The 23865-nt window shown below is 38.7% G+C and carries 15 protein-coding genes and 1 tRNA gene; 13 read left to right on the forward strand and 3 right to left on the reverse strand.

All coding sequences use genetic code 11. The features are described from left to right. Nucleotides 1–134 precede the first annotated feature (134 nt). The 3 genes from clpB (at nt 135) to G5B37_RS15155 (ending at nt 4833) form a co-directional block, all read left to right on the forward strand. Nucleotides 135–2741: an ATP-dependent chaperone ClpB gene (gene clpB, locus G5B37_RS04180; RefSeq protein WP_164678814.1), complete on the forward strand. Its 2607-nt coding sequence runs from the start codon at nt 135–137 to the stop codon at nt 2739–2741. A 140-nt stretch (nt 2742–2881) separates the two neighbouring features. Beyond that, nucleotides 2882–4621 carry a redoxin domain-containing protein gene (locus tag G5B37_RS04185; protein WP_164678815.1) on the forward strand — a complete coding sequence of 580 codons (1740 nt, stop codon included), beginning with the start codon at nt 2882–2884 and terminating at the stop codon, nt 4619–4621. A 77-nt stretch (nt 4622–4698) separates the two neighbouring features. Continuing rightward, nucleotides 4699–4833 carry a hypothetical protein gene (locus G5B37_RS15155; protein WP_263649842.1) on the forward strand — a complete coding sequence of 45 codons (135 nt, stop codon included), beginning with the start codon at nt 4699–4701 and terminating at the stop codon, nt 4831–4833. 84 nt (nt 4834–4917) lie between these two features. Here G5B37_RS15155 and G5B37_RS04190 read toward each other — a convergent pair whose 3' ends face one another. Next, the gene (locus G5B37_RS04190; RefSeq protein WP_164678816.1) at nt 4918–5103 is read right to left on the reverse strand and encodes a CsbD family protein; all 186 of its coding nucleotides are present in this window, start codon (nt 5101–5103) and stop codon (nt 4918–4920) included. A 145-nt stretch (nt 5104–5248) separates the two neighbouring features. Here G5B37_RS04190 and G5B37_RS04195 point away from each other — a divergent pair, with 145 nt between their 5' ends. Next, the gene (locus G5B37_RS04195) at nt 5249–5779 is read left to right on the forward strand and encodes a SixA phosphatase family protein (protein ID WP_164678817.1); all 531 of its coding nucleotides are present in this window, start codon (nt 5249–5251) and stop codon (nt 5777–5779) included. Here G5B37_RS04195 and G5B37_RS04200 read toward each other — a convergent pair. Then, complete coding sequence (locus tag G5B37_RS04200; protein ID WP_164678818.1) at nt 5776–6411, reverse strand: NAD(P)H-dependent oxidoreductase; 636 nt, start codon at nt 6409–6411, stop codon at nt 5776–5778. The genes G5B37_RS04195 and G5B37_RS04200 overlap by 4 nt on opposite strands. 92 nt (nt 6412–6503) lie before the next feature. Between G5B37_RS04200 and G5B37_RS04205 the strand changes: the two genes are divergently transcribed. The 5 genes from G5B37_RS04205 (at nt 6504) to G5B37_RS04225 (ending at nt 13199) form a co-directional block, all read left to right on the forward strand. Next, the gene (locus G5B37_RS04205; RefSeq protein WP_164678819.1) at nt 6504–6893 is read left to right on the forward strand and encodes an acyl-CoA thioesterase; all 390 of its coding nucleotides are present in this window, start codon (nt 6504–6506) and stop codon (nt 6891–6893) included. Nucleotides 6894–6913: 20 nt separating this feature from the next. Beyond that, nucleotides 6914–7798 carry an aspartyl protease family protein gene (locus G5B37_RS04210; RefSeq protein ID WP_164678820.1) on the forward strand — a complete coding sequence of 295 codons (885 nt, stop codon included), beginning with the start codon at nt 6914–6916 and terminating at the stop codon, nt 7796–7798. 146 nt (nt 7799–7944) lie between these two features. Continuing rightward, entirely contained in the window at nt 7945–8172 is a 228-nt protein-coding gene (locus G5B37_RS04215; RefSeq protein ID WP_164678821.1) for a hypothetical protein, read from the forward strand. A gap of 678 nt (nt 8173–8850) precedes the next feature. Beyond that, nucleotides 8851–11940 (forward strand): T9SS type A sorting domain-containing protein, encoded by a 3090-nt coding sequence (locus tag G5B37_RS04220; protein WP_164678822.1) that lies wholly within the window; start codon nt 8851–8853, stop codon nt 11938–11940. Nucleotides 11941–12065: 125 nt separating this feature from the next. Beyond that, nucleotides 12066–13199: a helix-turn-helix transcriptional regulator gene (locus G5B37_RS04225; RefSeq protein ID WP_164678823.1), complete on the forward strand. Its 1134-nt coding sequence runs from the start codon at nt 12066–12068 to the stop codon at nt 13197–13199. A 490-nt stretch (nt 13200–13689) separates the two neighbouring features. Here G5B37_RS04225 and G5B37_RS04230 read toward each other — a convergent pair. After that, a tRNA-Ser gene (locus tag G5B37_RS04230) sits at nt 13690–13774 on the reverse strand. Nucleotides 13775–14030: 256 nt separating this feature from the next. Between G5B37_RS04230 and G5B37_RS04235 the strand changes: the two genes are divergently transcribed. The 4 genes from G5B37_RS04235 (at nt 14031) to G5B37_RS04250 (ending at nt 23837) form a co-directional block, all read left to right on the forward strand. Further along, the gene (locus G5B37_RS04235) at nt 14031–16484 is read left to right on the forward strand and encodes a DUF5916 domain-containing protein (protein WP_164678824.1); all 2454 of its coding nucleotides are present in this window, start codon (nt 14031–14033) and stop codon (nt 16482–16484) included. A gap of 308 nt (nt 16485–16792) precedes the next feature. Continuing rightward, a complete protein-coding gene (locus tag G5B37_RS04240; RefSeq protein WP_175017403.1) occupies nt 16793–22249 on the forward strand; it encodes an ExeM/NucH family extracellular endonuclease in 5457 nt (1818 codons plus the stop codon). Nucleotides 22250–22376: 127 nt separating this feature from the next. Beyond that, complete coding sequence (locus tag G5B37_RS04245) at nt 22377–23078, forward strand: SH3 domain-containing protein (RefSeq protein WP_164678826.1); 702 nt, start codon at nt 22377–22379, stop codon at nt 23076–23078. A gap of 102 nt (nt 23079–23180) precedes the next feature. Beyond that, nucleotides 23181–23837, forward strand: a complete 657-nt coding sequence (locus G5B37_RS04250) for an HAD family hydrolase (RefSeq protein WP_164678827.1) — start codon at nt 23181–23183, stop codon at nt 23835–23837. The last annotated feature ends 28 nt before the right edge of the window (nt 23838–23865 follow it).

Consider the following 23865-nt stretch of genomic DNA (forward strand, 5'->3'; position numbering starts at 1 on the left):
AAATACTAGTTTCGAAAGATGAAAATTTACGTAACAAAACAAAATTTTAATGTAACATAGATTTTCGGCGTAAGCCAAATTATTGAATAACTAGATACTAACAATAAAAGATACCGCCTTTGCGGACGAACTATATGAATTTTAATAATTATACTATAAAAAGTCAGGAAGCCATCCAACAAGCACAGCAGTTGGCGCAAGGTTTCGGACATCAACAAATAGAAAATGAGCATATCTTAAAAGCCATATTCGATGTTGATGAACACGTGATCCCATTCCTCTTAAAAAAGTTGAATGTAAATACAGAATTGCTTGAGAAAGTGCTCGACAAGCAACTGGAGAGTTTTTCGAAAGTTTCGGGAGGAGATATTATGTTATCTCGCGAAGCTGGAAAAACAGTAAATGAGGCGAGCATTATTGCTAAAAAAATGAACGACGAATATGTTTCGATAGAACATTTATTATTGGCAATATTTAAATCTAAAAGTCAGATTGCCCAGTCCTTAAAAGACAATGGCGTTACAGAAAAAGGTCTGAGAAGTGCCATCGATGAATTGCGAAAAGGAGATCGAGTAACTTCACAGTCTGCAGAAGAAACCTATAATTCGCTTAATAAGTATGCCCGCAATCTAAACCAATTAGCGCGTGATGGCAAGCTAGACCCTGTAATTGGTCGTGATGAAGAAATTAGAAGAATCCTTCAGATTCTTACTCGTCGCACCAAAAACAATCCCATGCTTGTTGGTGAACCAGGTACTGGTAAAACTGCCATCGCAGAAGGACTTGCACACCGTATTGTAGATGGTGATGTGCCAGATAATTTAAAAACAAAAGAAATTTTCAGCTTAGACATGGGTGCTCTTATTGCTGGAGCCAAATTTAAAGGTGAATTTGAAGAGCGTCTTAAAGCTGTTATTAAAGAGGTAACAGGTAGCGATGGGGATATTGTGCTGTTTATTGACGAGATACATACCTTGGTAGGCGCTGGTGGCGGACAAGGAGCTATGGATGCCGCAAACATCCTTAAACCAGCTTTGGCAAGAGGTGAGTTACGAGCAATTGGTGCCACTACCCTAGATGAATATCAAAAATACTTTGAAAAAGACAAGGCGTTAGAACGTCGTTTTCAGAAAGTATTGGTGGACGAGCCAGATACTGAAAGCGCCATTTCTATACTGCGTGGTATCAAAGAAAAGTATGAGACACACCACAAAGTGCGTATTAAAGATGAAGCAATTATTGCTGCTGTTGAATTATCGCAACGTTATATTACCAATCGTTTTTTACCAGATAAAGCTATCGATTTGATGGATGAGGCTGCCTCTAAATTGCGCATGGAGATTAACTCGAAGCCAGAAGAGCTAGATGTTTTAGACCGAAAGGTAATGCAACTAGAAATTGAAATAGAGGCTATTAAACGAGAAAAAGACGAGCAAAAATTAAAGTCACTACGTTCTGAACTAGCAAATCTAAAAGAAGAGCGCAATGAGCTTAATGCGAGATGGAAAAGCGAAAAAGAAGTTGTAGAACGCATTCAACAGTATAAAACTGAAATTGAAGGTTTAAAATTAGAAGCCGAAAAGGCAGAACGTGATGGTGACTTCGGAAAGGTTGCTGAAATTCGCTACGGAAAGATTAAAGAAACACAAGAACAATTGGCTGCTCTAGAAAGCGAATTAGCCAGAAATCAGTCTGAATTTTCACTTATCAAAGAAGAAGTGACCAATGAAGATATTGCCGAAGTTGTAGCAAAATGGACAGGAATTCCAGTGACCAAAATGCTTCAAAGCGACCGTGAAAAACTTTTGCAATTAGAAGAAGAGCTACACAAACGTGTGGTGGGCCAAGAAGAGGCAATTGTTGCGGTTAGTGATGCTATACGAAGAAGTCGTGCTGGTTTACAAGACCAACGTAAGCCTATTGGAAGTTTTCTATTTTTAGGAACTACGGGTGTTGGTAAAACAGAATTGGCAAAGGCATTGGCAGAATATCTGTTTGACGATGAAAATGCTATGACTCGAATAGACATGAGCGAATACCAAGAACGCCATAGCGTTAGTCGATTGGTAGGTGCGCCTCCAGGATATGTGGGCTATGACGAAGGCGGGCAGTTAACCGAAGCCGTGAGAAGAAAGCCGTATTCGGTGGTATTGCTAGACGAAATTGAAAAAGCACACCCAGACACCTTTAATATACTTTTACAAGTATTAGACGAAGGACGTTTAACCGATAATAAAGGAAGGACAGCCGATTTCAAAAATGCTATTATTATTATGACCAGTAATATGGGAAGTGATATCATTCAGCAAAAATTTGAAAGCGTTAAAGACCCTGAAACGGCTATGGAAGGTGCCAAACTAGAAGTGCTAGGGTTATTAAAACAAACAGTACGACCTGAATTTTTAAACAGAATTGATGATATCGTGATGTTTACTCCTTTAAACAAGGAGGATATTAAAGAAATTGTCGGGCTTCAATTGAAAGGTTTAACAAAAATGTTGTCTAAACAACATATCACCTTAGATGCTACAGAAGAGGCTGTTGCATATTTAGCCGAAAAAGGATTTGATCCACAATTTGGAGCAAGACCCGTGAAGCGAGTGATACAGAGAGAAGTACTTAATCGTCTTTCGAAAGAAATTTTGGGAGGCAAAATTACAACAGACAGTATTATTCTCTTAGACAGTTTTAACGATGAACTAGTGTTTAGAAACGAAGGAGACCTAGTGAATTCGAAATGAATTAAGGCCGGGGTTGCCTAACGAAGCGTGAGATACTTCAATAAAACCTCAAATTTGGTTGGTTAGTCCACCCGCATTCTAACGAGTGTGGGTGGTTTTTTTTACGTCATAATCGGCTAGAATGTGTATTTTCGTGGCGTATGAACAGGCTTCTCTATTTATTCATTATCGCTCTAGGGCTCATGTCTATGTACAGCTGTGAGGAACCTAAAGCAGTAGCCGACGGCCGTAAAAGTGATTACGCCCTATATGATAGCGAAGGAAAAATGCATCGCTTCTCACGCTATAACAATCGTAAAGCAATTGTGCTTTGGGTACAAGGCAACGGCTGCCCTATTGTTCGGAATGCATTAACCGATTTTCATTCTGTTGTTAATGACTACAAAGACGACTTCCAGTTTTTTATGGTGAATAGCAATATGCAAGACGATGTTAAAGAAATTGCCAAGGAAGCATCTGAGTTTAAATTTCAAACGCCGGTGCTGGTTGATAATGCACAAGTTCTTGCAGACGCATTAGACATTAATATTACAGCAGAAGCTATTGTTCTGCACCCCACAACGCGCCAGATTTTATACCGAGGACCTATTAACAACAGGATTGACTATGAGACTCAAAAGAATAATGCTTCAGAAATCTATTTACGAAATGCGCTAGATGCAATTTTAGATGGTGATCCAGTTCAGAGCAAACAAGAAGTTACCCGAGGTTGTACAGTAACCAGAATTGCTAAACTTCGAAAAGAACAAACACTTACCTATACAGACGATATTGGTCCCATATTAGCAGATAACTGTGTACAATGCCATAGAAAAGGTGGACGCGCGCCTTGGTCTATGGACGATTACCAAACGGTTTCAGGCTGGTCTGCAATGATAAAAGAAGTATTATTAAGTAAAAGAATGCCTCCATGGAAAGCAAATCCGAATGTGGGAGCGTTTCAAGATAATTTCTCACTGGCAGATAGCAGTGCTCGCAAAATCATTGAGTGGATTGACAATGGTTTGCCTCTAGGCACTGGTACGGACACGCTGCAACAGCTAACATTTCCGAAGAAAGATTGGCAACATGGCGAACCAGACAAAATAGTGATTCTAAAAGAAGAGGCTATTCCCGCCACCAAACTGCTCCCATACAGATATCAGACATTTGATCTTGAGTTAAAGGAGGACAAATGGTTACGTGGCGTAGAGATAAGACCAGGCGATCCAAGGCTACTACATCATATTGTTTTGGTGAATAGAGAAGCTCATAAAAAAAGTCCGATTACCGATAGAGAGCTACGTCTTTGGAGTGATAATTTTATTGCGTTAGGAGCTGGAGCAAATGAAGCCACATTTTTTCCTAACAATACGGGGGTATTTCTCAAAAAAGGAACCAAGTTAACGGTACAAATGCACTACACGCCAATAGGTGTTGCTACCACCGACCAAACTAAGATAGGCTTCTATTTTTATGATGCAAAACCTGAAAAACTATTTTATCCGCTTGCGCCGACCAACATTAGGTTTAAAATTCCTGCCAATACTGATAATGTTAGAATTGTGGCCAGCGACACAATCAGCAAGGCGATACACATTCACTATTTAATGCCGCATATGCATTATCGTGGGAAAGAAATAAACATGTCTCTAATTAAGCCCAATGGTGACATTACAAAACTTGTTTCTGTGCCCGACTTTAGTATAGATTGGCAATGGTTATATAAATTAAAAAAGCCAATTTATGCGCCAGCCGGTTCTGTAGTATTTGTAGAAGGTATTTATGACAACACGGTCCAAAATCCGTTAAACCCAGATGCCTCTAAAGACATCGGTTTTGGCATACAAAGTTTTGATGAAATGCTAATAGGATTCTTTGGCTATACCTTAGCCGAATGATAAATTTTAAGTTTAGATGTAACAAATTCAGTAGGTTGGTCGTCTTATTTGTATATCAATCTTAAAACTGAACGACCATGAAAACGCAAAATGAAATTTTATCAATGACCCGAAGTAGGCAACCAAGAAATAAAGCTTTGGCACTATACATTGCTTCTATTACCTTAGTAGTTGTAACATATTCTTTAGCAACGGCTATTACCGTTTTATAGAGCTAAGAACCCGAATATCATAAAAAAAGACCACGCTATTGCGTGGTCTTCTCTCTTTCATAACAATCTAAATACTGCTAGCTGTTACCAACTAGCAATTTCTTCTTTGATGGCATTTTTGGCCTTTCCAGTTTTCTCTTGAATTTGACCAATCATTTCATCATATTTTCCTTCGCTAAATGATTCATCATCATTAAAGGTAATGCCGTATTGTTGCTTGGCGTTTCCTTTAATTTGATTCCATTTTCCTTTTAATTCTGTCGTGTTCATAGTTTTATTTTTTTGTTACCATAAAGATAATGCAGCTATAGGTGTTCGGGTAATAAAGAAATCATAATCCCTTATGTTTATCTGTTATTATTTTACTAACATCTCTTAAAAAGTGTTATTTTTCGGCTTTAAATAAAATATACCTATGCGTTATCTCTTGTTTTTTACCTGTATGCTATTTATTTCCTGCGGAAATGATACTAAAAATGCTGAATCAGCTAATATTTCCGAAGAAGGTATTAGCAGTACATATTACTTAATAAGACATGCTGAAAAAGACAGAACGGTAACCGATGATCCCGGTTTGCTTCCTATAGGTTTAGAACGCGCTAATCATTGGGCAAATTATTTTGAAGATATTCCATTAGACCAAGTGTATAGTACCAATTACAATCGCACAAAAGAGACTGCAGCACCTACTGCTTCAAAAAAAGGACTTACCGTAGCGTTTTATGACCCAGCGAACTTATTTGACGAAGCATTTCAAGAAGCCACTCGAGGAAAGCAGGTCTTGGTGGTTGGCCACAGCAATACCACACCTGCCTTTGTAAACACAATTATTGGCGAGAAAAAATATCGTCAGATAAGCGATACAGAAAATGGAATGCTCTACACGGTAATTTTAAAAGAAAATGGTGAGAGTGAGGTTGAGGTAGATACAATACCTTTTAATTAGTGATTAATGATTACTGTATCGGCGCCCTTTCTTACTTTTTTGAGGGTTGCAAACATATCGTCTGAAGCACGATAGCCTACTGCCAGAACAAGAACAGAATGCAGATTGTGAGATGCCAAGTCTAGGAACTCATCGTATTTTTTAGGTTCAAATCCTTCAATTGGGCATGCATCTATACCTTCGTACGCACATACTGTTAGGAGGTTTCCAAGCGCAATATAAGCTTGTTTTTCCATCCATTGACGGACTTCTAGCGTATCCTTTTCAGAAAAACTGTCTACTAAAAAAGTTTCAAATGGTTGCAAAATGGCTTTGGGGGTGTTTCTAATGGCCGCAACCCTATTGAAATATTCTTCGATGTAACTCTTTGACAAAGTTCTTTCTACACATAAAACTAAGACATGAGAAGCATCTGCGACCTGCTGTTGCTCCATCGTAATTGGAACGAGCTGTTCTTTAACCTCCTGATTTTGTATCACCACCATCTTTAGCGGTTGCAGACCGTATGAAGTAGCCGTTAGATTAAATGCTTCTTTCAAAATATGTAATTTTTCTTCGGAAAGCTTCTTTGAGATATCAAACTTTTTCGTGGCATATCGCCATGCTAGCTTTTGTAAGGTTTCGTTCTCCATTTGCGTATCTTTGAGCAACAAAAATACTATTCCTATTTTGTATGAGTTATACAGGGGGATTACTTTCTTTAATAAGTAGATAATAAAAGACAATGCAAGACGTAGAACTTCGTAAAGATGAGTCTGAAACTCGAATCTTTAAAGCTGTATTTCCAAACACTACAAATCACTATGACACACTATTTGGTGGCACTACCTTACATATGATGGATGAAGCTTCTTTTATATGTGCCACTCGATTTAGTAGAAAAAAAGTAGTAACCGTTAGTACAGATAAAATTGATTTTACCAAACCTATTCCACAGGGAAGTATTGTAGAACTTGTAGCAAGAGTAAATAAGGTAGGACGCAGTAGCTGTGTAGTTAAGGTAGATATGTTTATGGAAGACATGTACAGCAGCAACCGTGAAAAGGTGGTGACGGGTTATTTTACGTTTGTCGCTATTGGTGAAGACAAAAACCCAGTACCCATTTTAGACTAATGTATTATAAAAAGCACTAGATGCATAAACGCCCCTCTTTTAAAAATTTCTATGTTCCCCTGCTATTTGTAGCTCTTGGTATTAACGCTAAGGCACAAGATACCATTCCATTTACACTTGGCAGTGATAACAGAATCTATATAAAGGTACGTGTAAATGATTCGAAGCCTTTAGATTTTATCTTCGACACAGGGGCGAGCTCTATGGTTGTTAATACTACACAAACTGATCATAAAATATCTTTGAACTTCGATAGTGAGGTGGACAACAGAGGCGCTAACGGTTTTACAAAACAGGCGGTAAGTAGTAATAACACACTTCAGATTGGAAAGTTTATACGTAAGAAAGAAGAACTATTAGGGATTGCATATCCAAAAGAACACTACAGTTTTGACGGTGTCGTTGGTTATCCCTTCTTTAAAGATTATCTTATTGAAATAGACTACAAGCTAGAGCATTTAATAATGCACCTAAATGAAACAACGTTGTCTCAACGAGCGACGTACGAATCGCTTCCTATAGATTTAAAAGAAGATGTACCGTTTATTGATATGTTAATTTTTAAGGGGGAAAAAGCTGTTGTTGTGCCAGTAATGATAGACACCGGATTTAATGGAGAACTCATTGTATATCATAAAATGATTAAGAAGCATGGTTTAGCAAATCAGTTTCAGCAGCAAGGCACATCTGCATCTGAAGGTACCGATGGTTCAGTAATTAGATCAGATCGTGTTTTTATTCCAAAAGCGACCATAGGTAGTATTGAATTTGCCGACCTCCCCGCCTATTTTAACAAAACTCCTTCTCCAACCTCATTTACAGCAATTCTTGGAGGGCAAATTCTCAAGGAAGTTCATTGGGTACTAGATTTTAAACAACGCAAGGCATATTTTAAAGTAGATTAACTTAAAGTGATACCCCTAATTTTTCGGTTTAATACAGTCACCAAATTCAATAGTCCGAAACTATCTGTAAATTATTAGAATCGATAGCAATTCTATATAATTAGCTTTTAGTTAATTTATCTTTATTGCAATATAAATAAACAGCTATGGATTTAATAAAAGAAGCACTTGAGTTTGAAAAGGCAAAAATGAGCCATATGTCTACCAGCGATAGAGTGGTTGCCTCTAGAGAAGCCAAACGACTAATTTTAGCGTTAAATGATATTTATAAAAAAACGAAGGATTCTAAACTTATGGATATCATGAAGCGTCTAACAGCTAAAAAGAAAAAAATAGAGATTCGTCTTAAAGGAAGACCAGATCCGGCATTTTAAAGATTACAAATTTTTAGTTTTCCCCTAAAAAAACAAAGCCCTGTCATCATTGCGATAACGGGGCTTTTTGTTGGAAATCGGAACTGTCAGTACTTTAAAAAGTAAGAGTATTTAGTACTTAACAGGGGATCCATTAGTTTATGCTTCTAATTACACACCTAATTTTGATGCTTTAGCTTCTAGACATTATTAATGATAGAGATAATCGAATTAAAAGAAATTGATGGAATCTGTTGTTAAACTCATAACCTCTAGGTTACTGGAGAGTACATTTAGGCTACTTAGAAAATCAAGTATCTCAAAAGAGTGAATGATTTTTTATTTAATAGCTACTGAATACAACGTTTTTCCTGTTCTAAAGATTAGGGATAATTTTATCAATTTAAGACTCTACCAAATTCTATTTTAAAGATAGTTTTGTGATTTTTATCAAAAATCTAATCTTGTCGACTTCACTTGAAGACTACATCAATTAACAGACAAGAACAATTTCATCTGAGATATACTTGTAATTCAGATTGCATACGTCAAAATAAGTGCGAAAAAGTGTTTCTGTACTTATTATACTACAACTTTTTTCGAAAAACGCTATGGTATGTCAATTTTTGCCCACTCACTAATCTGTAGTGAGACCACAATTATAAAATTTAATAGTTCTTTTAATTTGAAAAATTTGTTATGATGAAATACCTTACAACTATCTTACTTTTACTAACGGTTCAATTGGGGCTCGCTAATGCCCCTTGTTCTGAAGAAAACCTGACTAATAATTTTGAGACCGGGATTACTGGTTTCTTGGCAGCAGATATTACGATAGCTGCCGATACCGATATGAGTTTATCCTCTTTACAGTTTAACCTATGGACTGACTTTACTAGCGTTACGGTAGATGCTGCAGATATTATTATCTATACCGACAACGGAGGCCTCCCAGGATCAGAGATAGCTTCATTTACGGGGTTAATACCTGATTCAGATGTGGAAGTAATGTTTCCAGTGGGGCCATTTGGTTTGTCTGCTAGGGAAGTAAAATTTACCATTCCATCAACTGAGCTTACTGGACAAACTGGTTCTACAACGACATTTTGGGTTAGTATAAGTAATATTGTTACATCAACTGGAACTCCTGCTTATGTAGAGATAAATACCACAAGTATCATGGGTAATGAGGCTGCGAGTTCTTCTGATGGCGGTGCTACTTGGTCAACAAGTAGTGGAAATGAATTTGTCTACACTTTTGACGGTGAATGTACTCCCATTGGAACACCTCCAAATTGTATTGAAGAAAACCTGACTAATAATTTTGAGACCGGGATTACTGGTTTCTTGGCAGCGGATATTACGATAGCTGCCGATACCGATATGAGTTTATCCTCTTTACAGTTTAACCTATGGACTGACTTTACTAGCGTTACGGTAGATGCTGCAGATATTATTATCTATACCGACAACGGAGGCCTCCCAGGATCAGAGATAGCTTCATTTACGGGGTTAATACCTGATTCAGATGTGGAAGTAATGTTTCCAGTGGGGCCATTTGGTTTGTCTGCTAGGGAAGTAAAATTTACCATTCCATCAACTGAGCTTACTGGACAAACTGGTTCTACAACGACATATTGGGTTAGTATAAGTAATATTGTTACATCAACTGGAACTCCTGCTTATGTAGAGATAAATACCACAAGTATCATAGGTAATGAGGCTGCGAGTTCTTCAGATGGCGGTGCTACTTGGTCAACAAGTAGTGGAAATGAATTTGTTTATACTTTTGGTGGTGGATGTACTCCCATTGAAGTGGAGCCAGGGTGTTTTGAAGAAAACCTATCCAATAGTTTTGAAAATGCATTACCAAGTAGTTCAAACGGATTGTTTCCAGATCAGATTGTAGCTACTGATTTAACAATTCCAGCGGATACAGATATGAGCCTCACATTGATTAATGCCAATTTATGGGTAGAGTACCAAAGTACCGGACAAACTGGTGGAAGTATTCTGGATGCCGATATTACTATTTATAGTGATGCAAGTGGCTTACCTGGTTCTGTTATTGCAACTTATACCGACCTAATTCCAAGTTCACAAACATTGTTAGGTACACAATTTGGATTTATAGAGGTTTTTGATGTTGATTTTGAAATTCCTGCAACTGATTTGTCTGGTCAAGTTGGAGAAGATACCACTTACTGGGTGAGTATATTCTTTACTACTGATGGAATAGATGCTGTAAATGGAAATTGGGAAGTAACAACTGCTTCTTCTCAAGGTAATCCAATTGCATTCTCGCCTGATCTAGGAAACAGTTGGCAGATAAGCTCGAGCTTTGATGGGGTATATAATTTTGGTGGTGAATGTACTCCCATTGAAGTGGAGCCAGGGTGTTTTGAAGAAAACCTATCCAATAGTTTTGAAAATGCATTACCAAGTAGTTCAAACGGATTGTTTCCAGATCAGATTGTAGCTACTGATTTAACAATTCCAGCTGATACAGATATGAGCCTCACATTGATTAATGCCAATTTATGGGTAGAGTACCAGAGTACCGGACAAACTGGTGGAAGTATTCTGGATGCCGATATTACTATTTATAGTGATGCAAGTGGCTTACCTGGTTCTGTTATTGCAACTTATACCGACCTAATTCCAAGTTCACAAACATTGTTAGGTACACAATTTGGATTTATGGAGGTTTTTGATGTTGATTTTGAAATTCCTGCAACTGATTTGTCTGGTCAAGTTGGAGAAGATACCACTTACTGGGTGAGTATATTCTTTACTACTGATGGAGTAGATGCTGTAAATGGAAATTGGGAAGTAACAACTGCTTCTTCTCAAGGTAATCCAATTGCATTCTCGCCTGATCTAGGAAACAGTTGGCAGATAAGCTCGAGCTTTGATGGGGTATATAATTTTGGTGGTGAATGTACTCCCATTGAAGTGGAGCCAGGGTGTTTTGAAGAAAACCTATCCAATAGTTTTGAAAACGCATTACCAAGTAGTTCAAACGGATTGTTTCCAGATCAAATTGTAGCTACTGATTTAACAATTCCAGCGGATACAGATATGAGCCTCACATTGATTAATGCCAATTTATGGGTAGAGTACCAAAGTACCGGACAAACTGGTGGAAGTATTCTGGATGCCGATATTACTATTTATAGTGATGCAAGTGGCTTACCTGGTTCTGTTATTGCAACTTATACCGACCTAATTCCAAGTTCACAAACATTGTTAGGTACACAATTTGGATTTATGGAGGTTTTTGATGTTGATTTTGAAATTCCTGCAACTGATTTGTCTGGTCAAGTTGGAGAAGATACCACTTACTGGGTGAGTATATTCTTTACTACTGATGGAATAGATGCTGTAAATGGAAATTGGGAAGTAACAACTGCTTCTTCTCAAGGTAATCCAATCGCATTCTCGCCTGATCTAGGAAACAGTTGGCAGATAAGCTCGAGCTTTGATGGGGTATATAATTTTGGTGGTGAATGTACTCCCATTATACTTGGGACTGAAGATAACCTTTTCGAAGGATTTAAATTTTACCCTAATCCCGCAAAAGAAAAGGTTTACATAGAGTCAACTAACAATAACCAAATTGAATACTTGATTGTTTATAATCTTTTAGGTCAAAAAATTATTAGGAAGACCGTTAACGACACCTTCTCCGAGTTAAATATTTCATCACTGAGTTCAGGAACTTATATAATAAAACTGGTCGGAGAAAGTAATTTAATTTCGACCAGTTTAAAACTGATTAAATTGTGAGTTAGATAAAAATATTAGATTTCTCTAAAAGCCTGCAAAGTTTTACACTTCGCAGGTTTTTTTTTGATTAAGTTTTATATTTTTAAACTTTTAAATAACCAATTGGAAGAATAGATTAGATGTATGTGGATCAAATATTAATAGTTGGATACAGCATTACTGCTTTTAGTATTGTTACACTATTTTTAAAGCAAAACAAAAAAGTTCCTTCGCAATATGCTATATTATTATTATTCATTTGGTTCATTAGGTTCTTTTGTCTCTATTTAGAAGATCATGTAAACCTCTACAATTTTCCGTATCTAATTGTTTGGGATCAAAATCTATTTTTTCTTGATGGTGTTTTATTGTATTGGTATATAGCCAGCTACGACAATAGACTGAAAATAAAGAATCAACTGTTAAGTTTAATTCCCTTTTTTATATCATTAATTTATACAACAGTCATTTACTTTTCATTTGATACCGAAAAACTTGTCCATGTTCACAATCAAATAATAGAAAACTTATTAGCTGGTGATTATAAAATTTCTTTGCGCTCGGCAGTGAATATATTAGTTATGATTGCAGTAAATTGTTTTTTCTTGTTTAAGAGTGTAAAGCTGCTCAAGGAATATAAACTGTTGCTTTTAGATAACTATTCGACAATAACCGACCTTCAATTAAATTGGTTGCGAAAGCTCGTATTTGTTTGGTTAGTCCTCTTCTACATACCATTCGTTTTTTACTTTATTGACGGAGTGTCTTCTATCTTTCCTATTCAATATATCGAAATTGTTGCAGAATCAGGTATGGTAATGACAGCGATATTTTTTTCAGCCAATGCGATAATTCAAAAATATCCTAAGTCATCTCTAGAAAAATTTTCATCTTCTACACCCAATTCTCCGAGTAATGAGGATTCTCGCGATTCAGAATTAAAGTTCGAGATGATAAAGAATTTCATGCAAGAAAATAGGCCGTACCTTGATGTAAACTTAACTCTTGAATCTCTAGCAAATAATTTAGATATGAAATCATCTGAGCTCTCAAGGATAGTGAACACTCAGAACAAGACAAACTTCCATGAATTTGTGAATTCTTATCGAATAGAGCAAATTAAGACTGAGTTGCTCTCAACAAAAGAACAAATTATAATTATCGCCTATAATAATGGATTCAATTCTAAATCTACATTTAATGGTGTATTCAAAAGGTTTACTGGAATGACCCCTTCACAATTTAGAAAAACGAATACATCGGAAAGTCTCACAAGCTAGACCTTTTATTATTTTTATGATAAGTATCAGTTTCTATGTTGAAATATTAAAAATAGAAATGCAATAAAGAAATAATTTGAAAGACTAAAGCAACGGCAATTATAGATCCACTAAGGTAGCATAGAGCAGGATGCAACTAAAATTGTATTTAGTAAGAATAATACTATAGAATGTAATTTCCAATTACAAGTAGAATACGAAGAGAGTGAAAATGGAGAGAACTTTTTTTTGGAAAAAGAAAAGTATAAAGCAGAAAGCTTATATGAAATATTGAAAATCACACAGATTCATGGAGGAGAATCGGAGGAAGTCGTAACTAAATTAAAAATATGTACTCCCGTCCACACTTTAGGGGAGGCAAACAAATTATTAAATATGCAGAACAATATAACATGATGAAACTTTGGCGAATAAATCGCTCAGAACTGTCAACTATTCTTTCCCCTAAAAAAACAAAGCCCTGTCATCATTGCGATAACGGGGCTTTTTGCGGAGAAAGAGGGATTCGAACCCCCGGAGGTGTGACCCTCAACAGTTTTCAAGACTGCCGCATTCGACCACTCTGCCATTTCTCCTGAGTGCCTCATCAGGTATTCCCTGAATGCGGGTGCAAATATAACATGCTTTTTTATTTTGTTGAAATAAAATTCAATTTATTTAGTTATTAAAAACATATAGCCATATCGATTACTTCATACAGCCTAGTTAAATAGCGCGTTCCCCAGCTGTTTTCCATATAAAAGCTATACAGACTCAGAATCAAACTAAATAATAGAACTGTAACATTGTATATTTAGCAGAGTCTTTAATTCATCAATCAACAACCAATCAATGAAAAAGCAACTGCTATCCATCCTTGCGCTACTTTTTATTTTTCATATTTCAGCACAAGAAAAAAAATCACTGCAAATAGAACGTACGCAAACTGCACCTAAAATAGATGGTGTTCTAGACGAACCCTTTTGGCAAACAGCAAAAGAAGCAGTAGAATTCACCCAATTTAGACCAGACAGAGGCGTAAAAGATACCGAAGCCAATAAGACAGTGGTAAAAATGACCTACGACGATCAAGCAATTTACGTGGCTGCATACCTCTACGACGACCCCACTCTTATAGCAAGACAACTCTCTAGTAGAGACAATTTTGGACAATCAGATTTTTTTGGAATTGTACTAAACCCCAATAACGATGCACAAAATGACACCGAATTTTTTGTTTTCGCCTCAGGAACACAAGCAGATGCCATTGCCAATCCAAGTATAGGCGAAGATTTTGGTTGGAACGCAGTATGGAGCAGTGCCGTACAAATAAATGACGACGGTTGGGTGGTTGAAATGAAAATTCCATACCGCTGCCTCCGATTCGATAACAACAACCTAGACACATGGGGATTACAGTTTCACAGACGTTTTAGACGAGACGATTCGCAATACACATGGAGTCCAGTAGATATTTCACAGGGTAACATCGGATTATACCATGGAGAATTAAAGGGACTTTCAAATTTAGAACCACCCGTACGACTTGCCTTCTACCCTTTTCTCTCAACAGTGCAACGCAGTTTTGACGGCGAACATGAATCTAACTTCAACGCTGGATTAGACGTGAAATACGGTCTTACTGAAAATTTCACACTTGACGCTACCCTTATTCCCGATTTTAGTCAGGCAGGATTCGATAATGTATCGCTCAATCTAGGACCCTTTGAACAAACATTTTCTGAACAACGACAATTCTTTACAGAGGGAGTAGACCTTTTTAACAAAGGTAATTTGTTCTTTTCACGTAGAATTGGTGGCAGACCAAGCACCTCCCCAGAACTTACCGATGATGAAGAACTGGTTGATCCTCCACATACCGTCAAAGTTTTAAATGCCGTTAAAGTTTCAGGAAGAACAAAAAAAGGCCTAGGCTTAGGGGTCTTCAATTCTATTACAGAAAGTACAGAAGTTACCATAGAAAATGTAGTTACAGGAGAATTTCGAAAAGAAGAGGTAGAACCCTTTACCAACTATAATATTTTAGTGGCAGACCAACAATTTAATGGCAATTCTTCTATCGGGATTATAAATACTAATGTATTTAGAACAGGGTCGTTTAGAGACGCAAACGTAACAGCATTGGTTTCAAGTATCAGTAATAAACGAAACACATATAACTTTCGCGCCGAAGTAAAAATGAGTAATGTAAACGAAGAGTCAGGCACCGAAACAGGCTACAGCTCTTTTTTCTTTATTAGAAAAACCCATGGTAAATTCCGTTATAGTTTCGACCATAGTTATGCAGACACAAAATATGATATTAATGATTTAGGGTTACAATTCAGAAACAACTTCAACAACTTTGGTATTGATGCTAGCTATCAAATTTTTGAGCCCGTAGAGAAATGGAACCGATACTCTGTAGGTACCTATGTAAACTATACCAGACTTGCCAACCCAAGTACATTTACGGGATTTCAGTTTGGAGGTTGGGCAAATGGAACTACTAAAAAGCTTCACAGCATGGGATATAACCTAAATTTAAGCCCCGGCAAACAATACGACTACTTTGAGCCTAGACAGGAAGGAAGTTTTTTTGTAACTCAAAACAGAGTAAACACCAACGGTTGGTTCGAGTCTAACAGAAATAAAAGACTATCTTTTAATAGCTTTATAGGTATTCAAACACTCTTAGATGAAGATAGAGACTACGTTAATTTTTGGTTTGGAGTCTTCCCTAGATTCCGAATGAACGATAAATTCACACTTTCATATGGTATCTACAGAGAGTACTATTCGGGTGATCGTGGATACGTGACGCAAGAAGATGACGATGTGATTTTTGGAGATAGAAAACGTATTGAGATTGAACAAACATTTAGCGCAAGTTATAATTTTAATCCGTACAACACCTTAGCACTAACTATGCGTAATTACTGGGGCACTGTTACTTACGACGAGCAACTATTTTCACTATTGGCAGACGGTTCTGTAACCGATACCACTGGCTACACCAAGCAAAACATAACTGATAATCCTGACATCAATTTTAGCACTTGGAATTTCGACCTTAGCTATTCATGGCAGTTTGCGCCTGGAAGTTTTCTCACAGCACTCTACAGAAACCAACTTTTTAATTCAGACAATGCCTCGTTAGACTCGTATACAAATAGTATCGACACCTTATTTAAGCAGCCTATTACGCATGTTTTTTCTGTGAAGGTGCAGTATTTCTTAGATTATAACCAGATTCCTGCTTTATTTAAAAAGAAGAACAGAGAGAAAGGCTCAGACCAGTCATAACTGGCTACATTTTGGCTTAACTATAGTTTTCAACAAGTTCTGCGGAAAGTTTAACTCCTGCAAATTGGTATACCAATTGTAGCTATTGCTCGCATGCCCTTACGCTGCCGAGCTACCTCTGATACTCTTAAAAAACTGTTCTCTACAATTCAATCACGTCTAATATTAAGACTACGTTATGTTAATAAAACCATAGTACATTTCATTGCGAAAAAAGTATTTTTGCCACAGTAAAAAACAACTCGGTCGTACAACTAGGCTTAGTATGTTTATGGTACTTATTATTAAACTGAATAGAAATTCGCATGATGAGAAAACAACTCCCTTTTATTTACGTACTAACCCTTTTATGCTGCATACCGTTTTCATACGGACAGACCACTTTAGGGTTTGAAGATTTTGACGGCAACGCCGTAAACTTAAATGCCTCCGCTAATGTGGCAGACTACCTTTCAGGTGGAGGATCTGGCGGCGATGTCTTTGGCCGAGTAGACGGACAGCTAGGAGGCAACGGAATGCCTTTTGACGTAGCAGACGATACTGCCGCAGATGTGAGCGGAGCGATGATAGGAAGTCCATTTCCTGCAGATACTAGAGGTATTGCAGGCCAGAACACAACAGCCTTTTTTGCATTAAACGACATGGATGGCGTTGGTGTGAACAATGCTACTTGGACGTTCACTGGCTTCGGAAGTGCTACCCTCACTAGTATTGCAATAGATATTGCAGCCATGGGCGACTTTGAAGCTGCAACAACCGATGGATTTCTAATTGAAGCTTCGGTAGACGCAGGTCCTTTTCAGGAAATATTCCGTGCTGCAACAGATGAAAGTGCTTCAAAAACATACCGTCAATTAGATAGTGGTACCATTTCTACAGAAAATGACCCGTTAGAGCTATTTATCGACGGAAGCGCAACATCTGTAGGGTTCTTAGATAAATGTGATCATACCACAGGAAATTTCGACACTTATACCTCTACCCTACTTAATGGTACTACCGCAACTTCGGTAACAATACGCTTAAGTTGGGCAGGTACTCCAAGTGGTTCAGAACCAATGGGAATTGACAACATTACCATTAGCGGAACGCCAGCTGGGCCTCCACAATTGGTAATTTCAGAAATCATGTACAACCCAAACAGCAGTGAAGATAACTGGGAATGGGTAGAAATTTATAACGCCGGAACCCTCGCTGCAGACCTTTCAGGCTTTGTATTAGACGATAACAACGGTGTAGCACATGGAAGTGCAAATATTGCCTCTGGTACTATTCCTGCTGGTGGCTCTGCAATACTTTATAACGCAGACGACGTTACTGCAGCCGATTTTATGGCAGCTTGGGGTACTGTAAATTTAATTGCAGTAACCAACTGGAGCGCAGGCGCACTTAATAACGGTGGAGATACCGTAGGTATTTGGGAAGATTTTGCTTCTTACTCAGGAGATAATGTAACACAAGCCAACGTAATTGACAACGTTCCTTACGATGACGCAGGTGTATGGCCAACAGATAATAATGCTGCTTCTATTTACCTTACCAACCTAGCAGCAGACAATGACAACGGCGCCAATTGGGCAATTTCTACAGACGGAGGTACAACACCACTTTTTGAAGGATATACAAGCACAACCGGTGGTGGTAACTCTGGAAATGACATAGGTTCTCCAGGAATAGCTGCGGGTGGCCTTATGCCACTACTTATTAGCGAGGTTACAGTAACACCTACAGCTGGTGAGTTTATTGAAATATACAACCCTAATGCAGCAGCAGTAGACCTTACCGACGTATACCTTACCGATGCAACATTTGCAGGTGGAAGCACCTATTACTATAATATTGTAACAGGAACCAACGCTGGAGGTGGCGGATTTGGAGATTTTCTAGCGCGTTTCCCTAATGGAGCAAGTATTGCCGCTGGAGAATACCAAACTGTTGCAATTAGCGGTTCAGATAATTATACGGCTACCTATGGTACCGCGCCTACCTACGAACTTTACGAAGATGCTGGTACTGCCGATGCAATCCCAGACATGTTAGAAGGACTTCCAGGATCTATCAACGGTCAGGGAGGTTTAACCAACAGTGGTGAAGTAGCTATCTTATTCTATTGGGACGGCACAACCGATTTGGTAACAGACCTTGATTATATACTTTGGGGCGATACTGCAGAAGCAGTAGACAAAACAGGAATTACCATAGATGGTCCAGATGCAGATGCTATTGGTAGCACCTACGCCAACGACACACCTATTGCAAACCAAGAGTTGGTTGCAGGAAGTTCTCATTCAGCTGGCGATTCTTTTCAACGAAACGATTTAACTGAAGGTGCTGAGCTAACAGGCGTTGGTAACGGATTAAACGGAGATGATGAAACTTCTGAAGACCTCAGCAATACATGGTGTACTTCTGCTCATACTGCTGGTATCTTAAATGCATGTACTCCTGTCGTTGCTCCATTACTACTTGTTAGTGAAGTACAAGGTCCAGGATTAACTACACCAGAAGCAGGAAATTCGGTACGTGTAGAGGCTATTGTGGTAGGTGACTATCAGAATGACGATCAGTTAAGTGGATTCTTCATTCAAGAAGAAGATGCAGATGCAGATGCAGATAGCATGACTTCAGAAGGAGTCTTTGTGTATTGCGATACCTGCCCTACAGATGTTGCCGTTGGTGACTTGGTTGACGTAACAGGAATTGCTGTAGATTTCTTCGGAATGACACAAATTGATGTATCTTCAGGTGGGACGATTTCCGTAGTAAGTTCCGGTAATCCGCTACCTACACCAGCAACCATTACATTACCGGCACCTGCTGGTACTGATTTGGAAGGAACCTTCGAAAGTGTTGAAGGAATGCTTACCACTATCACTACAGACCTTGTAGTAAGCGAATACTTTGAATTGGCACGCTATGGTACCTTGGTATTAAATGCTAACAACCGCGTAAAGCAATTTACAGACACTAACGATCCAGACGTAGCAGGCTACGCAGCATTTTTATCGCAGTTAGAGTCTTCTCGTATTATTCTAGACGATGACACCAACATTCAGAACGATGCTGTATTAGTAGGTCCAGATGAGCCTTATTACTATCCGCGTCCTGGTTTAAGTAACACAAACCTTATTCGTGGTGGTGACCAGATTAGCAACCTTACAGGAGTAATGCACTGGTCTTTTTCTGGCCAAAGTGGAACAGACGCTTGGAGAATACGCCCAGTAGAGCCAGCGTTTAGCTATGACTTTACAAGTGCAAATCCGCGCCCTGCTGCACCAGACGCTGTAGGTGGTACGGTTAAAGTGGCTAGTTTTAATGTATTAAACTACTTCACCACACTCAACGAACGTGGTGCAAACTCTATTGCCGAATTAGACCGCCAGCGCGAAAAAATAGCCGCTGCCATTTGTGGTCTTGAAGCAGACATTGTTGGACTTATTGAAATTGAAAACAACGGTGTAACAGCAATTAATGACCTGTTAAATGGAACCAACGGAGTGAATGCAATCTGCGGTACAACCTATGCAGCGGTTAATACAGGCGTTATTGGAACCGATGAAATTGCTGTAGCCTTTATTTACAATACAGCTACTATAAGTTTACAAGGTGCTTTTGCACTTCTAGACAATTCGGTAGACCCACGTTTTAATGACGATAAAAACCGTCCGGCACTAGCGCAAACATTCTCGCAAATTTCTACGGGTGCTGCACTAACCGTTGTGGTAAATCACTTAAAGTCGAAAGGATCGCCATGTGATGCTGAAGGAGATCCTGATTTAAACGATGGGGCCGGAAATTGTAACATCATTAGAGCCGAAGCTGCTGCTGCTATGGTAGATTGGTTAGCAACAGATCCAACGGCTAGTGGAGATGAAGATTACCTTATTATAGGTGACTTAAACTCGTATAGCAAAGAAGACCCTATCGATAATATTCTTGCTGGACCAGATGACATTCTAGGTTCGTCAGACGATTATTCAGACCTTATTTTAGACTACCAAGGACCCAATGCATATAGCTACGTTTTTGACGGACAACTAGGGTACTTAGACTATGCAATGGCAAGTTCAACGTTGGCAACTCAGGTAACTGGAACCACGGTGTGGCACACCAATGCAGACGAAATCAATGTATTCGATTATAACGACGATATCCAAGATACTGGAGAGTCTTCTTTCCAGAGAGAGTCTTCTGTATTGCCGGTGTACGAAGCAAATGCATTTAGAGCTTCAGATCACGACGCTATACTTGTAGGAATCAATTTAGCTTCACCACCAACCATTACCTGTCCTGCAGACATCACTATAGACAATACCCCAGGTATGTGTAGTGGTACTGTGAGTTTTCCAGATGCAGTTGCCTCAGATCCAGATGGTGACTTGGTTTCTGTGATACAAACACAAGGTCCTGTTTCAGGAAGCACCTTCCCTGTTGGCACAACACTTATTGAATTTACGGCAACCGATGCAGCCGGAAATACAGCTACCTGTACCTTTAATGTGACAGTGGCCGATACTGAAATGCCAGTAGCCGTATGCCAAGACATCACAATTCAATTAGACGCTGCTGGAAATGCAACGATTACTGCTTCAGAAGTAGACGGTGGTTCTACAGATAACTGCGGAATTGCTTCTATTTCAGTAAGCAACGACACATTTGACTGTACCAACGTAGGTACCAACAATGTTACGCTAACTGTAACCGACGTAAACGGAAATGTTGGAACATGTATAGCAGTTGTTACTGTAGAAGATGTTACAGCACCAACAGCAGTATGCCAAGATATTACCGTAGCATTAGACGCTACAGGTATGGCTACAATTACTGCTTCAGACGTAGATGGTGGAAGTACAGATGGGTGTGCTATTGCAAGTTTAGCTGTAGACATCACAGAATTTGATTGTACCAACTTAGGCGAAAATACAGTAACCTTAACAATCACAGACGTAGGTGGTAATACAGACACCTGTACCGCAATCGTTACCGTAATAGATGATATTGCACCAGTTGTAAGCTGTATGGACATCACCCTAGCCCTAGACGAGAACGGAGAGGCGTCTATCACTGCCTCAGATATATTAGATGGCAGTACAGACAACTGTGCCGTAGACGTAAGCTCTGTTGATATTTCAGATTTCGACTGTTCTGATATTGGTACGCCTGTAGAGGTAACGGTACTAGTTGCAGATGCTAGTGGAAATAGCGCAGCGTGTACAGCCATTGTAACAGTAGTAGATGACTTAGCACCTGTACTTACGTGTCCGGCAGACCAAACGGTGGTTGCCGAGCTTCCAAGCGATTTATACGAAGTACCTGACTATTTTGCAACAGGAGAAGCAACTGCGGTAGATAATTGTACAGACCCTGTAACACTTACTACACAAGATCCTGCAGCAGGAACGATGATTCCAGCGGGTTCAACTACTGTAACCTTAACGGCTACAGATGCCTTCGGAAATGTTGCAACATGTAGTTTTGAAGTTGAAGTTGATTTACAGTTAGGGGTTGGCGAAAGTGATTTTGAGAACGGTATCACCGTATATCCAAATCCAGCAAGCACTGAATTTGTATTAGTAAACGGAACAAACGATACGCTAAAAGCAGCAACTTTATTTGATGTTACCGGAAAGATGGTAAAAACCATAAACCTAACCAACATGAAGAACCAACAAACCATTGGTATTTCAGAATTGGCATCTGGTGTATATCTGTTACAAATAGAAGGAACTTCTAACAGTACCATAAAGCGTATTGTTAAAAAATAAACCTTTCAACGTAATTGAAAACCCGCTCTTAATTAAGGAGCGGGTTTTTTTATGCTTTAAAGTATTGTTAAGGATGATTCGCACAAAGGCATATATTGTATTTTTATAGGAACTAACTTTAATTGTTATGTCTGATATTTTAAGACGAATCATAGCTGCCGAACGCCTAGAGGACAATCCGTTTTTTAAAGATGCCGAAGGAAGGATTATAGAACTCACTTCAGATCGCGGTGAAGTCTTTACAGGCTATTACCAAGCAGATGATGCCACCTATTATGCTGAAAAAGATTGGTTAGAGAAAGAACGCGCCTTAGAGCTTGAGCGACTTGCTGAATTAGAGTACAAAGCCGAACAAGCTAAACTTTCCGCAGCACGTGAAGCCCGAGAACAAAAGCGTGCCGCATTAGAACAACTTAGTAAAAAAGCAGAGAAAGGCAACAAAAATACTGTTCAATCAACACAAAAAATGGGACGGATAACCCTGATTTTTGCCAGCGCGAGTATTCTAATAGCAATCATAGCCCTTTCTTATTTTATGTGGCCTAGGACTACTTCGGCAGTAACAACACCTACTCCAACAATTGAGAACGATAGCATAAAACCCGAACCAACACCAACGGTATTTGGCAATGCCATAATCACAGGAAGTGATGTACGCATGCGAATGGAACCTAATCTTGAAGCCAAGGTAATTACATTTTTCCCAGAAGAAGGCGAAGCTGTTCAGTTACTACAGCCAGCTACAGATTCTCTAAATTGGGCAAAGGTGCAACGTGAAAACGGGACTGCAGGTTGGGTGTATGCAAATTACATCAAGCCTTTACAATAACTGTATGCGTAAAAAGCAAGCGGCTTTCGTACATTTTTCAACAGGCTTCATACCCCAATTACACCAACAACCGCTACCTTTGTTGCTTTAAGTAAAAAAACTATGCTAAAAGCTGTATTATTTGACATGGACGGGGTAATTGTAGACACAGAACCCTTACACCGTAAAGCCTATTTTATGATGTTTAATGATATGAACATCAACGTAACCGAAACTATGTATACAGGTTTCACTGGGCAATCTACCATTAATATTTGCAAGCAATTGGTACATCATTTTGGGTTAACGGTTCCTGCGGAAACTTTAGTGGCGGTAAAACGTAAGCATTTTAAGCAACTCTTTGATACAGATACTTCGTTGCAATTATTAGATGGCGTACTGGATCTTATAAAAGACTATCACCAAAACGGACTCACCTTGGTCTTAGCCTCCTCTGCTTCTATGCCTAATATTAACCGAATTTTTGACCGCTTTGATCTCAATCATTATTTTGTGGGGAAAATTAGTGGCGCAGATCTAAAAGCAAGCAAGCCACACCCCGAGATTTTTATAAAAGCAGCCGAAATGGCGGGACAACCTAGAGAACACTGTATGGTGATAGAAGATGCCACTAACGGAGTTAAAGCCGCGAAAGCTGCCGGGATTTATTGTGTTGCCTACGACAGCAAACACTCTACCGAACAAGATTATAGTCTAGCCGATAAGGTTGTGAGGAGTTTTGAGGAGATTGGGTATGCATTCGTAAAGAACATTGTTTAAGAAAGCGAGATTTATTAAGATTTAAATA

Origin of the sequence: Rasiella rasia (assembly GCF_011044175.1) — a bacterium.
Lineage (GTDB): Bacteria > Bacteroidota > Bacteroidia > Flavobacteriales > Flavobacteriaceae > Marinirhabdus > Marinirhabdus rasia.